The 14,991-nt window shown below is 37.8% G+C and carries 11 protein-coding genes and 1 riboswitch; of the genes, 4 read left to right on the top strand and 7 right to left on the bottom strand.

Annotation, left to right across the window (positions count from 1 at the left end):
* Positions 1-110: 110 nt before the first annotated feature.
* Both tuf and IGJ00_RS05390 read right to left on the bottom strand, forming a co-directional pair.
* On the bottom strand, positions 111-1,298 hold the full coding sequence (gene tuf / locus IGJ00_RS05395) for an elongation factor Tu (RefSeq protein WP_019723509.1): 1,188 nt from the start codon (positions 1,296-1,298) through the stop codon (positions 111-113).
* 407 nt (positions 1,299-1,705) lie between these two features.
* Positions 1,706-3,589 (bottom strand): glycosyltransferase family 2 protein, encoded by a 1,884-nt coding sequence (locus IGJ00_RS05390; protein WP_438844165.1) that lies wholly within the window; start codon positions 3,587-3,589, stop codon positions 1,706-1,708.
* Between the two features lie 241 nt (positions 3,590-3,830).
* Here IGJ00_RS05390 and IGJ00_RS05385 point away from each other — a divergent pair, with 241 nt between their 5' ends.
* Positions 3,831-4,187 (top strand): YxeA family protein, encoded by a 357-nt coding sequence (locus tag IGJ00_RS05385; protein WP_438844576.1) that lies wholly within the window; start codon positions 3,831-3,833, stop codon positions 4,185-4,187.
* Positions 4,188-4,317: 130 nt separating this feature from the next.
* Here IGJ00_RS05385 and IGJ00_RS05380 read toward each other — a convergent pair whose 3' ends face one another.
* Positions 4,318-5,322, bottom strand: coding sequence for a nucleoid-associated protein (locus tag IGJ00_RS05380; protein WP_142433596.1), 1,005 nt, complete (start codon positions 5,320-5,322; stop codon positions 4,318-4,320).
* A 159-nt stretch (positions 5,323-5,481) separates the two neighbouring features.
* Here IGJ00_RS05380 and IGJ00_RS05375 point away from each other — a divergent pair, with 159 nt between their 5' ends.
* The 3 genes from IGJ00_RS05375 (at position 5,482) to IGJ00_RS05365 (ending at position 7,597) form a co-directional block, all read left to right on the top strand.
* On the top strand, positions 5,482-6,333 hold the full coding sequence (locus tag IGJ00_RS05375) for an aldo/keto reductase (RefSeq protein WP_071866340.1): 852 nt from the start codon (positions 5,482-5,484) through the stop codon (positions 6,331-6,333).
* 22 nt (positions 6,334-6,355) lie between these two features.
* Entirely contained in the window at positions 6,356-6,601 is a 246-nt protein-coding gene (locus tag IGJ00_RS05370) for a hypothetical protein (RefSeq protein ID WP_071866339.1), read from the top strand.
* Positions 6,602-6,856: 255 nt separating this feature from the next.
* Positions 6,857-7,597, top strand: coding sequence for a hypothetical protein (locus IGJ00_RS05365; RefSeq protein ID WP_272018473.1), 741 nt, complete (start codon positions 6,857-6,859; stop codon positions 7,595-7,597).
* Between the two features lie 122 nt (positions 7,598-7,719).
* Here IGJ00_RS05365 and IGJ00_RS05360 read toward each other — a convergent pair whose 3' ends face one another.
* The 4 genes from IGJ00_RS05360 to IGJ00_RS05345 all read right to left on the bottom strand — a co-directional run bounded on the left by IGJ00_RS05360 (position 7,720) and on the right by IGJ00_RS05345 (position 14,700).
* Positions 7,720-9,321, bottom strand: a complete 1,602-nt coding sequence (locus IGJ00_RS05360) for a phosphatase PAP2/LCP family protein (RefSeq protein ID WP_195513879.1) — start codon at positions 9,319-9,321, stop codon at positions 7,720-7,722.
* 20 nt (positions 9,322-9,341) lie between these two features.
* On the bottom strand, positions 9,342-10,481 hold the full coding sequence (locus IGJ00_RS05355; RefSeq protein ID WP_272018471.1) for an FtsW/RodA/SpoVE family cell cycle protein: 1,140 nt from the start codon (positions 10,479-10,481) through the stop codon (positions 9,342-9,344).
* Positions 10,471-11,616, bottom strand: a complete 1,146-nt coding sequence (locus IGJ00_RS05350; RefSeq protein ID WP_071866336.1) for an FtsW/RodA/SpoVE family cell cycle protein — start codon at positions 11,614-11,616, stop codon at positions 10,471-10,473. Before IGJ00_RS05350 ends, IGJ00_RS05355 begins: the two co-directional genes overlap by 11 nt.
* A gap of 84 nt (positions 11,617-11,700) precedes the next feature.
* A riboswitch (M-box (ykoK) riboswitch) is annotated at positions 11,701-11,868 on the bottom strand.
* Positions 11,869-12,261: 393 nt separating this feature from the next.
* Positions 12,262-14,700, bottom strand: a complete 2,439-nt coding sequence (locus IGJ00_RS05345; RefSeq protein ID WP_438844164.1) for a hydroxymethylglutaryl-CoA reductase, degradative — start codon at positions 14,698-14,700, stop codon at positions 12,262-12,264.
* Between the last annotated feature and the right edge of the window lie 291 nt (positions 14,701-14,991).

The following is a 14,991-nucleotide window of genomic DNA, read 5'->3' as shown; positions in this document are numbered from 1 at the left end:
CGAGTTTGCTCGCTTATTTATCGGTGCTTAACACTTCTATTACAACCATTGGACAAGATATTCAAGTAAATACCTTGTCCACAGGTTTTATATTTTTTTTATAAAAATACTTACGCTTCGATTTCTGTTACCATTCCTGAACCGACAGTTCGACCACCTTCACGAATAGAGAAAGTTGTTCCTTGTTCGATTGCCACTGGATGGATCAACTCTACCTCGATTGTTACATTGTCACCAGGCATGACCATTTCTGTTCCTTCTGGCAACACAATCGTACCTGTTACATCTGTTGTGCGGAAATAAAATTGTGGGCGGTAGTTATTGAAGAACGGTGTATGACGTCCGCCTTCTTCTTTCGTCAACACATAGACTTCCGCTTTGAATTTTGTATGTGGTGTGATTGAACCAGGTTTCGCAATCACTTGGCCACGTTCAATATCTTCTCTTTGAATACCACGTAACAAGATTCCTACGTTATCTCCAGCTTCGCCATAATCTAACGTTTTACGGAACATCTCTACCCCTGTCACAACCGCTTTTTTCGTTTCAGGTTTGATTCCGATGATCTCGATTTCATCACCGACACGAACAGCTCCACGGTCGATCCGACCAGATGCTACAGTGCCGCGACCAGTGATTGAGAAAACATCTTCAACTGGTAAAAGCAATGGTTTGTCGGTATCACGTTCTGGGGTTGGGATATAGTCATCCACTGTTTCCATCAATTCATTGATCGCAGCTTCTGCTTCAGGGTCACCTTGCAATGCTTTCAATGCAGAGCCTTTGATGACGGGTGTGTCATCACCTGGGAAACCATATTCATTTAGTAATTCACGAACTTCCATTTCTACAAGATCGATCAATTCTTCATCATCGACCAAATCAACTTTATTCAAAAATACAATCAAATATTTTACACCAACTTGACGTGACAAAAGGATATGCTCGCGAGTTTGAGGCATTGGTCCGTCTGTCGCAGAAACAACTAAGATCGCACCGTCCATTTGAGCTGCACCTGTGATCATGTTCTTCACATAATCCGCATGTCCTGGTGCATCGATATGCGCATAGTGACGTTTATCTGTTTCATATTCTACGTGTGCTGTGTTGATGGTGATCCCACGTTCACGTTCTTCTGGAGCTGCATCAATGCTTGCATAATCTTGAGGATTTGCTAAGCCTTTTTTCCCTAATACTGTCGTGATTGCAGCAGTCAATGTGGTCTTCCCATGGTCAACGTGCCCAATGGTTCCGATGTTTACGTGTGGTTTACTTCTATCAAAATGTTCTTTTGCCATAATTAACAAACCTCCTAAATAGTCTTATGCACTGAATGATTTCAGCTCATCGTCCATAACATTTTTTTCAGCATAAACTCAAAAAAATCATCTACACTTACTTTTTGTAAGTTATGAACAAACCCTATTATACGTCAAAATTAGTCAAAGTCAATTAAAGTGTTTCGATACACTATTTCAATAAAAAGTGAGTAGGACATTAGTCTTCACGCATATTCTAAAAGGGAATATACAGCGGGGACAGAAGTAAACTCTTCGGAAATAAGACGGCAGCCACAAAAATTTGAAGAACAATTTACGTAACTGTCGTCTTATTTCTCGAGCCTAAATACTTCTGTGCCGACCTCTGTCATAACGCTATTGTTATTATTGACAGCGTTCGTTTTCTATTAGTAATGGTCATACTCTCAACTTTGTAAAGTATCGGTTTCCATATCGAATTCTAATTGTTTTGCTGCATTCAACTGATCACTGTAGTAACTTGCAAGTTCTTCTGCAGAAGCTTGTGTCAAATTGTTAAATGAGAAAGTCGCATATCTCCCATGATTTTCTTTACATATCGAATTGATTCTAAGTCCAGCTTTCTCATCCATAAATAAATAAGCTTTCCCAGGTGTAAAAGTAGGAGTAACTAATTTTTGGGAACGAAGTCTAAATCCGTTATAACTCATTTGATACATCTCAAATGATTGGGATAGATAACTTAGTTGTTTCTTTGTTACAATGCTCAATGCTTCACTGTCGCTTTCAATTGTTCGATTTTTACCAATCAAAATCGCATAGAATAATCCATAGAGGTTATACACTGACCATAGAAGTGTCACAATATAGCCTGTTTCATATCCTTCTCCTCGATAAAGTCGGTACAATGCAACGATAGATGCGAAAGCGATCCAACCAAATAGTAACATGTGAGGAAAAACTGTTCGCCAATCAAATGATTGACTGTCAACAAGTTCCTTTTTTGTCACTTTGAATTTTTTTTCCGAATGAAAGAACTCTTTGATCAATGCTCTAGTATGGATCGGCGCGACAAAACAATCATAGATATGCGAAGTAGTAAGATTCCTGATTTTAGGAACATACAACCGAAACGAAAGAGAAATCATGACAAACGGTGGTAAAAAGAACAATAATAACTGATTGTTGTTACTTCGAACAATAAATATATCAAAGACCATAAAAAGAGTTGGTGCTAATAAAAAAATGATTTTTTGAAATGAAGTAAACCAGTACAAATAAGAATTATAGTAACACAATTTTTGCATACGAGATAACCCTTTAAATTTACGTGGTTTAAAATGGTCAAATATTTGCTTTGTACCTTGGGCCCAACGTGTCCGTTGAGAGGACAGCTCTCGAGCTGTATAAGGCGTGATTCCCAAAGCATAAGCTTTATTTATGAAAATCGTTTCATAACCAGCATTTTGCAATAACATCCCTGTTGCCATATCTTCAGTAATGCTTTTTGTTGGGACGCCACCTATCTCCTCTAAAGCACTGCGTCGAATGATAGCGTTGGTCCCGATATGGATCAACGCATTTTCACGTGAAAGAGCTGGTTCTAAAAAACGCATAAATAATTCCTGTTCATTGTAAAATGATTTTCTCAATAATTGGAAGGGATCTTTATTATAAAAAGTTTGAGGATATTGAATTAACGCAACCTTTGGATTTCTAAAATAATCGATAGCCTCGTAAATAATATTTTTCTTAACGATGAAATCAGCATCTAAAAGCAAAATCAAGTCGCTACTTGTTTGTGAAAGTGCATAGTTGATATTTCCTGCCTTTGCGTTCTCGTTACCTTCTCTTGTCAGATAACCAATATGGTATTTTTCTGCAAGTTCTTTCAATTCCTCACGATGACCATCATCACAAATATATATTTTCTTATTTGGATAACGTAACGCTTTGACAGCCAAAGCAGTCGCGATCACTAATTTATTATCCTCATTATACGTACATATAAACGCTGCTACACTTGGTTGAAATGGCTCCTCATCGTAATGAACTCTCACGGACTCTTTCGACAACTTATTAGAAAACAAGTAAATAAAAAAACCATACACAAATAAACCAATAAATTCTGCCACATATAAAATAAGACCGAAAGTTAATGATATCACGCCATCATTTGGGATCGTGTAGAAAAGACGCCAGATCAAGTATACAACCAAAAATGCTAAAGTTAATTTGGAAAAGAATGGTTTTATCTTATTGTTTCTTTTTGCTAACACATAAAGTCCAAAAATTATACCAAACAAACCAACTAAATAATACAGTTCCATTTTAATACCACCTTTCATAACATTATTATATAATTTGTGTTTTTTTAAGCAAAGCAACTAGCTCTCCTAAAATTCGATTATCGTAAGCTCAACTTTGAAAAATGTTCTCACAGAAAACTTAAGTATTTTATACATAAAACGGCGAATATGCCATTATTATATATAAATACGATAAATTTTGGACTTTCGATAGACGAATAATAGATTTTGTTGAATAATAGTATCCGAGGTGAAAAAAATGATAAAAAAATTGATAGCATTATTGATTGTATTGGGAATTTTCCTAGGAGGAAGCTTTATCGCTTATGATTATTTCTATGGCGGTGAAACTTATTATACAAAAATCACCACTAACGGAGAAAAAGAAGTTGACTCAGCAGACAATGACATGGACGTTTCTATTTATGTATACGACCAAAATGCTTACAACGCACAAGGAGAAGAAAAAGCAGTCACTTTACGTGAAGCGAGAGAACGTCCTTTAAAAATGGATGCTTATTTAAGACTAAAAGTCAATTCACGTAAAGGCGTCATCAGTTGGGAAGAAGTAACAGCTTCTCAAGTGCCGGACAAAGCGTTAGATCAATTAGATCAATGAACCAGTTTACAAAAAACAACACAAAAAAAAGCAGTCAACACCCACAAGACTTGAAAAACGATCTTCGTGGATATTGACTGCTTTTTTACTATTCACTTTTATTTGGTTTCTTTGATTCATCTAAAAGAAACTATAGACGATTCAATACTTCATCCACATTTTTGATCATGACAGAGATCGTGCCATCAGGATTATTGACAAATTCAATCAGATCCGGGTTACGATAAACGTCTACTGGTACAATCAATTCAATGCCATTTGATAAACGGAATTTTTGCTTTCCGAATTTTTTCTCTGAGATTTCTTGTACTTCTTTCACTGGTGGTGCTTCTGGAATAAAGCCTTGTTCTTTGACTTCTTCTTGGAATGCTAACTTGGCAGTGATATTTTCTTTGAATACTTTCTCCGCGATCATTTCATGATCCAATCTACCTTTTTCTTCGATCGTATCATACACAGCTTCTTTTAAGTCCGCCATGATATCGAACTCTTCTGCTTCAAACTTCTTGCCTAACTGTTTCGCCACTTTTTTTATCACTTTGACGTTGTCTTCCAAAGAAGGTGCCGGGACGCTCTCAATCACTTTTCCCGAAAAGTACCATTCTTTTTTACCAGAGAACTCATAGCGTTTTTCAATCAACTCATACGTCAGGTCTGTCAGATTGACTGCTAATGCTTCATCTGCTTTTTGAGATTTTGAGCCAAGGATCGCTCGGTTCAAAATCAAACGGTTGTCAATACCGGCTTCATCTGCTTCCACATAGTGAGTATAAGCATCACGATAATTCACTTTCAATAAAGCTAAATACATCACAGTGTCTACTTCATACAAGACAACGAAGACATCTGCACTAGGTGCTTCCTCACTTTCTGCATAGATGTCAAACCACCGTTGGACTAAACGCTCACTTTCTTCGACAAAATTTTCTTGACACTGTTTCAAGTTTTGAGAAAATAGGCTTTCTTCAGTGAGTTGCCCTGTTTTAGTTTGTGCAGAAGAGATTTTTTGGATCTTCTTTTGTAGAAAGTCCCTGACGAAATCTTTCGTAAGATCCAGTTCTTGTTGTGAAAATACAGGAGATCCTGTTTCTCGATCAATAATATGCAAGATTGCTTGTTTTAAATAGATATCCATCGTTTCATTCCTTTCTTCTCTAGTTTACGGAAAATCAAACAAAAATACCAGCGACAAAATGGGACGAACAAAAAAATATTTTATAACAAACAAAATACATTTCTTTTTTTAGAAAATAAGCTACACTTAAAGTGTACTAAAATCAAAGGAGCTGAAAGTATGAATTCACTAACATCTACTTATCGTTTATCAAATGGCTATGAAATCCCTGTTGTCGGTTTCGGTACTTGGCAAACCCCTGACGGAGACGTTGCTGTTTCCTCAGTTAAAGAAGCATTAGCTGCCGGTTATCGTCATATTGATACCGCTCAAGGGTACAAAAACGAAGAAAGTGTCGGACAAGCAATCAAAGAAAGTGGTGTTCCAAGAGAAGAGATTTTCTTAACGACTAAACTTTGGAACGAAAACCATAGCTACGATCTAGCAATGTCCTCTTTCGAAGAGTCTTTAAAAAAATTACAAACAGACTATGTGGATCTTTTCTTGATCCATTGGCCTAATCCAGTTTCTTTCCGCGAAAATTGGCAAGAAGCGAATGCCGAAACATGGCGTGCGTTTGAAGAGTTATACGAAGCTGGCAAAATCAAAGCCATTGGTGTCAGCAACTTCTTACCACATCACTTAGATGAACTTGCAAAAACAGCAAAAATCATGCCAATGGTCAATCAAGTATTTCTTGCTCCTGGCGAATTGCAACCACCTGTAGTTGAGTACGCGAAAAAACATGATATGGTCCTTGAAGCATATAGCCCTCTTGGCACTGGTAAAATCTTCGACGTCACAGAAATGCAAGAGATTGCCGAAACACACAACAAGAGCGTTGCCCAAGTAGCGCTACGTTGGTCATTACAACATGGTTTCTTACCATTACCAAAATCTGTCACACCAAGCAGAATCAAGGAGAATACTGAATTATTTGATTTTGAGCTATCAGAAGAAGAAATGAAGACGATCGACCAATTAGATGGTGTCGTTGGCAAAGCAAAAGATCCAGATACTACACAATTTTAAAGGTAAAGGATAGTGATATTCTATGAACCCCGTGGACCGCTTAAATCGTTTATCTGAAAAAGTGACGCAGACATTTGATCCAGATTTCATCTTTTTGATCCGCCCAGAAAAAATCCAACATTTTCCTGCTCGAAATTGGTCAAGAGATGAAAAAATTGCGGAAATAAAAAAACGCTTGGATCATTCATTGATGACGATGCAATGGCAAGGACATGAGGTCATCTATTCACCTGAACTAGTCACCTTTGCCTTATTGCCAAAAAAATAACTAGATTAGGGGAGCATTAGTCAATGGACTTTTGCTCCCCTTTTTGAGAGGTCGGGACAGAAGTATCTAGCCTTATTTCCGAGAAGGTGACTTCTATTCCCACCGTTTATTAGGTTTTAGAATATGTAAAAAGTCGAATATCCCACTTAATTTTTTGTTTTTCCATCGAAGTAATAAAAGTTTTTTCTTGATAAACCTTTTCATTTGCTCGTTTTTTTCTTATAATCGAAAGGGTATGAATGAAGGAGAGTATTTATGAAGAAAAAACAAAAACAAAAATTATTAAAACAATTCCGTCCTTCTTTAGATGGAATTCGCACGCAATTATTCCGTTCATTGGAAGAAGAAAGTTTACGCCGTTATGGTCTGCCATTGCAAGTCATGCTTGATCCTAAAAACCGTCAAGTCTTAATCATTGGCTTAGCAGGACAAGCAAATGAAGATACACGCATCAATGTACCAATCGACGATAACTTTACTGCTGTCTTGAAACGTATTCGTTCTGGTGAAGCAACGATTTTTGAACGTTTCCGTGACAACCTATTGATTGAGATCGTTTCTTACTGGAATGATCAACGCATGAAAAAAGATCAACCAACGGCTCAACCTGTGGCGACACCAGTCACTAATGACGCGTCCGTAAAAGAAACACCAACAAAAGAAGTTGAAAAAGTTGAGACAACTTCTCAATCAGTCAGTGAAGAAGCAACAACTGACAAGAAAACAAGTGATGAAAAAGCAGCGACAGATTCTTTGAGTTTCGATGATTTTGCAAAACAAGTAGCAGAATATCCGAAGTTCACTGCTGAAAAAACAGCAGATGCTGTAGTGATCAATGAAACAGTCAAAGACGACACACGAAAATTAGCAGAGATCTCTATGTCTGCTATCAATGAATTTACGATCGAAAAAGCTTTAGAACGTAAATACAAAGTGAAATTGACATTAGTGCCATTGATCGAACAATTTGCCGCTACACCGATCAATGAAAGATAAACGCAAGCAAATAGATTGCGTGATGATTTTTACCTAAAAAAGCAGCTGAAATGACGATCATCGTTCATTTCAACTGCTTTTTTTATCATTTATAAATGTAAAAAAGAGAAGATCGATTGTTCCTATTGTTGCGCTGCGTTCTGCCCTGTTGTTTCTAATTGCTCTTGCACCAACTGCATCACTCTCATCCGTTCCTCATCTGGTATCTTCTCATAGTAGATCCCTGCTTCTCCCAAGATGCCATCACCAATATATTGTTCACCTTTCAACTGATGGTTCGTGATATTGGATAATGCCGAATGGTATTCATTCATCATTCCGAGCATTTCATCTAAGGACATATCCGTTGTCCCGTTTTCACCGACTACCTCTAAAAGCTGGCGATAATTGAATAAACTTTTCACAGATAAGAACTCATTGACTAAAATATTGACGACTTCCCTTTGCCTTTTCTGTCGCCCATAGTCATCCTCAGGATCTTCTGCTCGCATGCGCGCATACTGTAATCCTTCCCAACCATTTAATTCTAGCGTTCCTTCTGGATAATGGATATCTTCTGCTGTAAATTCAAACGCATTGTTTACAGTGATTCCTCCCACAGCATCGATCAACGCTTCTAATCCATCCATATTCAACGATACATAGTGATGAATCGGTATATCAAGATATTGTTCAACCGTATCCACCATCATGTCGATACCACCGTAAGAATGGGCATGGTTGATTTTATCGACCAATCCATCCATATTGGCAATTTCTACGAAAGAATCTCGAGGAATACTCGTGATCGTCGTTGTTTTCTTTTGATTATTCAATGTAACCAACATGATTGTATTTGCACGATAGTCCGTTTTTCTAATTGAATTATTGGCGATACCTAAAACTAAAATGCTGACTGGCGTATCTTTTTCCCGCTGAACGGTTTCTCTTTGTAGCGGTTGTTGCATCGAAGTCACTGTCTGTCTTGCATCGTAGTAAAAGCGAACACCATATGCAACTGCAGAACCTACTAATAAGAAAAGAAATGCCATAATAGACAATAAAACCTTTTGTTTTCTAGTGAATAATCGTTTTTGTTGGTGCTTTTTTCTTACTGTTTTTTCAGTGATAAAAGAGAAAAATAGACTATAGCATAAGAAAACAACTGAAAAACTCAGCAAAAAACCTGCTAAGATATCGCTAGGATAATGTACTCTCAAATAAATTCTAGAACTAGCAATCAATAAGGGATAAAGAGCCCCCACCCATACTAGTTTATTTACCCTTTTCTCACGATAGATAATGTACATGGTGATCAAAAATACTAAGAATAGCGTCATAGACAAAATCGAATGACCACTTGGAAAAGAGTAAGAAGATCTAGGAATCAATTGCTCCACATCAGGTCGTGTCCGCTGGATAGCTTGTTTCATCACGTAACCAATCAAACTAACTGTCAAAACCATTAAGACTTGCCAAAAGGCTAATTTATGGTACTGTTTCCGCCAACTAAAAATTGCAAGCAATCCTGTGAAAAATAAAGTAGGAATAATCGTTGCTAGCTTTGCAAAATAACTGAAAAATGTTGTTAATACTGGGAGTTCGATCAATCGCTCCTGTCGATAAATGGCTAAATCGAGTTGGTTGAATAAGGTGTTTTCTGTCATAACTAGTGTGGTTAAAGTCGTCAATAAGACGAATGATACGAGTGCTACCACCAATGTTCCTTTTGGTATCTGTTTCATAATAACTTCCCTTCTACTTCTCATTCATACTTTTTAAATCCTAAAATAATGCCTAAACCACAGCCAATAACCAAGAGAGAGGTTCCTCCTTGACTTAAAAATGGTAAAGGAATCCCTGTTAACGGGAGTAGACCGATCGTAGCTCCAATATTTTCAAACACTTGAAATAACAAACCAAATACGAAGACAATCGCAAAATATACATTCCCTTTATTATTTGTTTCGATTGCACTATAAATGATTTGATAAAAAAGATAAAAATATAAAAAGAGCACAGAAACACTTCCTAAAAAGCCAAATGTTTCAGCAATCACCGTAAATACCATATCCGATTCGCGAACAGGAACGTAAATTGGATTGATTGCTTCAGACCTTCCACTAAACCCACCTGCCCCGATGGAAAGCAAACTTTGTGATTGTTGATACCCAATCGATTGGCTATAAGCAAATGGATCAACCCATGCGCGTACTCGATCTAACTGATAAGTCTTAAAATTCAGACGATATAAAATCTGGTGTCCGTATTCAGTAAAGACTAAAGCAATCAAAATGGCCCCGAGAATAACTAGAATCGCAGTCATTGTCGTCATGATCTTCCAATGGACCCCAGCAATCATGAATAATGCCCCCAAGCATATGACAAAAACCAAACTTGTTCCAAAATCTTTTTGCATGTACATCAATAAAAAGGTCGGCACGCTAACGAGTAGAATCTTACCTACATAAAGTAAATCCGATTTGACAGTCCGTTGCTTTACATTTTGTTCATAGATCAATGTCAGATAAACGATGACTAAAATAAAGGTCAATTTTACTAGTTCAGATGGTTGGAAAGAAAAACCACCGATCCTAAGCCAACGTTTTGTTCCTGTGATTTGAAACATCGCAGGATCATAAAAACGATGTAGTAATGCCATCACTACTAGAGAAAACCCATAAAAATAAGGGGAGTATTTCAAAAAAACAACTGTTTTCACACGTTGGATGACTAACAACAGCCCTAAGGACATCAGACAAAAGACGATTTGTTTGAAAACGACACCTCTGACTGGGATTTGGTCATATACCGCTGCCCCATATTGCACAGCGACACTTAATAGATAAAATAGAAAAATCGGTAAAAATAATGCGTAGTTGAATTCGTTAAATTTAAATTTCATTTTGCTTACCTCGTGAGGACAGTTTCAGGCAAACGCCCAAAAGCATGGATAAAATCAAATAGCTTGATCCTCCATAACTAATAAAAGGAAGCGGAATACCTGTCATTGGGATCATGCCACTGATACTTGCAATATTGATGCTTGTCTGTAGCAATAACAGCATCCCTGTTCCCAAATAAATCAACCCGATTTGTTGGTTTGGCTCATTCGCACTCAAGACAAATAAGCGCAAAATAATCGAAAACAACATTGCTAGAATCAGCAATCCTACGATCAGCCCTAACTCTTCTAAAATAATCGAAAAAATAAAATCAGTCTCAGCTACTGGTAAATAGCCCTTTTTGGTAATACTATTTCCCAGACCTAATCCAAAAAGCCCACCGTTGTACATTGCATAATAAGATTGGCTCATCTGAAATCCTTTTCCATAAGGATCTAAAAAAGGATTAAAGGCAATACTCAAGCGATCATAAGTATGGGCAAAAATACTTGGTAATAGATCATTTTGGCCTAGTAAATAAATGATGCCTCCAAGGAGCAAAAGGAGACTGAACAGTCCTGCAAAAAACAATAAAATATAGCGAACTGGTAATTGAACAGTCGTGATCATGATTGCAGCTAAGATGATCAACAAGATCGCACCAGCTACTTTTGGTTGGAATAAAATCAGCAGAGAACATAAAGCGATGATAAAAAAGGGTTTTTTTAATTCATTCAATGATTGCTTGGGTTTTCTAAAATAATAAGCTAAATAAAAAATCATCCCGACATTGACAATTTCAGCAGGTTGAAATTGAAAACCTGCAATGGAGATCCATCGTTGCGCGCCACTGATATTGACACCAATGCCAGGTACCTTAGTCAAGATCAGCCCCACAATACCGATCCCCATCATTATTTTTACGATTCGATGGTTGAGTATGAATGCAGGTTTCACTCGGTAAATGAAAAAAATCATTGCCCAACTAAGCACTACAAATACCATTTGTCGAACTAAAAGTTGATTCGTACTTTGATCGAATGACATCAAACGAAACGTACTCGCACTATAGATCATCAATAATCCTATTACACTGATCAACAGATATGGTACGAGCAAATACAAATCTATTTTTCTTATGTCTTTTACACCCATCCTATATTTCTCCTTTGTGTTACAGCGGAGATACGTCACTTACCCATCTTGAATAAAAAAAGCCAAACGAAAAAAACGATTGGCTTTTCAGTCTCATCGTGTGAGTTTTGACACTAAACAACGTAAAGATTTCTCTTAGCTATCTTATGAAGAGCCTTAATCCGACAATTCCTGTTTTACACATTGGCGTCTTTCGACGTTTCTGCGCAATAGCCTATGTTTGTTTAGGAGTCTCGCCTAACAAGTTATTCTATTTGAGGAAAAGTATACCTGTTAGATTATTTATTCACAAGAGAACCTCAAATAAGCTTAAAAAACTTTAGCTTTTTTTAATGTTATATAAATTATTTTTAAAATTTAATAATATACGTTCTATAATTTTTAGTTCAGAGTATGTAAAAAAACGTAACAGAAAACCTTTAATCTACAAGGTCTGTTACGTTTTATTTAATATTATACAACTTCACAAAAAAATGAAAATAGCCAAAAAGACGTGATAACCATTTATGAAAAAAATAAATTTTAGATTATAGGTCCTTCATACTTAGCATAGGTATTTTTTTATGTGTTTCGAGAGAAACGTTATAATAATGAAAATTATTTGTCACCTTTCCTCAGCTACTACGACTATTTCGCAAATTATTCCTAGTTTTTGCTCTCCTGGATAGCTGCTAAGGCAGCTAGTGCGCTTTGTTGGTTGATCGTTCCTGATTCCCTAAGCTTTGCGGCAACTCTCTCGATTTCGTCCCCTTTGGCACCAACTGTGATTGCCAATGCTCTCGCTTGTAAGGACATATGTCCTTTTTGAATACCGTCACTAACAAGTGCACGCAGTGCCGCCAGGTTTTGTGCTAAACCAACAGCTGCAATCACTTGTGCCAATTCTTGTGCAGAATCAATTGCTAACATATCTAAAGAAGCTTTCGCTTTCGGTAAGACGCGGGAAGCGCCCCCTACTGTCGCAACAGCTAAAGGAACCGTCAATTTCCCTACCAAATGATTTTCCTTGATTTGCCAGTCAGTCAACCCTTGGTAACTACCATTTCGAGCAGCATAGGCATGAATAGCCGCTGCGGCTGCTCGTGTATCATTTCCTGTAGCTAAGATGACCGCTTCGATACCATTCATGATTCCTTTGTTGTGGGTCGTTGCCCGATAAGGATCCAACTTTGCGTATTCACTCGCTTGACGAATCTTTTCAGCAATCAGCTGACCCGTTTCTTTGTCCTTTGCCAATCGCTCAAAAGGAATCATACAAGTCGCGATCGCTAAAGATTCCGTCGCCAGATTACTTAAGATACTGAACAAGATTTCTTCTTCAGGGAACCATTCTTTGATACGAACCGCAACTCCCTCCAAAATCGAGTTGATGATATTCGCACCCATCGCATCTTTGACATCCACTAAAAAATCAAGTGAAAGATAGGCATGCTCGCTCCCCATAAATTCTCGAGTAGAAATTTCTCGAACGCCTCCACCACGCTTGACGATCGAAGGATAACTTTCGTTTGCACAAGTGACCAATTCTGGTTTTCTTGCTTCAATGACTTCTTTGATTTTTCGATAATCACAACGACCGGTCAAGACGATTTGCCCACGCATCAATCGTTGTGGTATCTGAACGCTGATATCGCCACATATTTTTGCGCCATTGCTCGCTGCAGCAATTACTGAAGGTTCTTCCGTTGCCATAGGAATCCATTTTTTTTGACCGTTCACTTGAAAATTCAATGCGACACCTAATGGGATCTCTACTTGGCTGATTTGATTTTCAATCAAATGGTTGGCGATATCTTCTGTTAAAACAGATTCTTTAAAACCTGTTGCTTCTGCTTGAGAAACCACTTTTTCTTGAACTAATCGCTGTCTACGTTGTTCTGGCGTTAGTTCATAAAACTTTTTTTTTTCGTTATCACCAGTTTCTTGCAAATTTGCTTCCAAAAGAACAGCTAATCCGAGGCCGCCACCAATACATAATGAAGCTACGCCGTATCGTTGGTGCTGCCTTCTTAACGCATAGCCTAAAGTAGTCAAGATACGAGCGCCACTAGCACCAATCGGATGGCCTAACGCAATCGCACCACCATAAATATTGACTTTCTCTGATGGGAGATTCAATTCACGATTCACAACGATCGATGACGCAGCAAACGCTTCGTTGATTTCAAATAAATCGATGTCATCCAAGGAAAGCCCAGTTTTCTCCATCAATGTATGAATTGCTTTGATTGGAGCTACCCCCATGATACTTGGATCGATCCCAACTTCAGAGACTCCTTTGATCGTAGCTAAATACGGTAATTCATGAGCAATCGCATAGTCTTTAGACGCTAAGATCAGTACAGAGCCACCATCGTTCAAAGGTGAAGCATTTCCAGCAGTAACTGTGCCGTCCTCCGCAAAAACCGTCCGTAAGGTGCTTAATTTTTCTAATGTACTATTTCCTCGCACTGCTTCATCCGTTGCAAATACTTCTTCATTACGTGAAATTGGAATGATTTCTTCCTTGAAGATCCCTGACTCGCTGGCTTTTGCTGCTTTTTCTTGTGAAGCCAATGCATATTGATCTTGCTCTGCCCTCGTCACAGCAAATTGTTTTGCCACATTTTCTGCTGTCAGTCCCATATGAGTGTTGGAAAATGCATCGGTTAATCCATCATTGACCATACTTGAGATTTCTTCGATTTTCTCGTTTTCTGGATCGCTCACTTGGATCATCGGCGCTCTAGTCATACTTTCCACACCACCGGCTATGATCAGATCCGCTTCGCCTAGTTGGATTTGTTGACGCGCAAGGATCACTGATTTCATCCCAGATCCACAGACTTCATTGATTGTCATTGCCGGAACACTAACGGGGATTCCGCTATTGATCGCAATCTGCCGTGCAACATTTTGCCCATTCCCTGCTTGAAGCACATTTCCAAAAATGACTTGATTGATTGCTTCTTTGTTTATCCCTGTTCGTTCAAGGATTTCTGTTGTGATGAATGTTCCCAACTCAACAGCAGAATAACTGCTTAAGCTACCACGATACTTTCCAATCGGTGTTCGTGCAGCATCTATAATAACGACTTCCTTCAAGTTAAGCCACCCGTTGCCAAAGTCTATAAATTTACTCATCTACGTATTATAAAAAACGCGACGAATTTATAGGTGTTACAATCTTTTGCGCAAACGGATTCCCTCCTTATTTCTCATATATTTGCGAAAAACGTCACGCTGTAACCGACGAGACATTCTTCAAAACGTTTGTCTATATCAAATGGATAGAACAATCTGAATGGTTTCGTAAAAATTAAAATACACTTCTTATTAAATTGTATAAAAGATGGACAGTTGATTATTTTCTAACTGTCAAGTATCTCCTACAAA

The organism is Enterococcus sp. AZ062 (assembly GCF_051715065.1).
Lineage (GTDB): Bacteria > Bacillota > Bacilli > Lactobacillales > Enterococcaceae > Enterococcus_B > Enterococcus_B mundtii.
The sequence above is the reverse complement of the archived record's forward strand: the minus strand, read 5'-3'. Positions and strand labels throughout refer to the sequence as shown.

Excerpts from the sequence above, each read along its gene's own strand:
- tuf (WP_019723509.1), bottom strand. The coding sequence starts at position 1,298 with ATGGCAAAAGAACATTTTGATAGAAGTAAACCACACGTAAACATCGGA.
- IGJ00_RS05390 (WP_438844165.1), bottom strand. The coding sequence starts at position 3,589 with ATGGAACTGTATTATTTAGTTGGTTTGTTTGGTATAATTTTTGGACTT.
- IGJ00_RS05380 (WP_142433596.1), bottom strand. The coding sequence starts at position 5,322 with ATGGATATCTATTTAAAACAAGCAATCTTGCATATTATTGATCGAGAA.
- IGJ00_RS05375 (WP_071866340.1), top strand. The coding sequence starts at position 5,482 with ATGAATTCACTAACATCTACTTATCGTTTATCAAATGGCTATGAAATC.
- IGJ00_RS05370 (WP_071866339.1), top strand. The coding sequence starts at position 6,356 with ATGAACCCCGTGGACCGCTTAAATCGTTTATCTGAAAAAGTGACGCAG.
- IGJ00_RS05365 (WP_272018473.1), top strand. The coding sequence starts at position 6,857 with ATGAAGAAAAAACAAAAACAAAAATTATTAAAACAATTCCGTCCTTCT.
- IGJ00_RS05360 (WP_195513879.1), bottom strand. The coding sequence starts at position 9,321 with ATGAAACAGATACCAAAAGGAACATTGGTGGTAGCACTCGTATCATTC.
- IGJ00_RS05355 (WP_272018471.1), bottom strand. The coding sequence starts at position 10,481 with ATGAAATTTAAATTTAACGAATTCAACTACGCATTATTTTTACCGATT.
- IGJ00_RS05350 (WP_071866336.1), bottom strand. The coding sequence starts at position 11,616 with ATGGGTGTAAAAGACATAAGAAAAATAGATTTGTATTTGCTCGTACCA.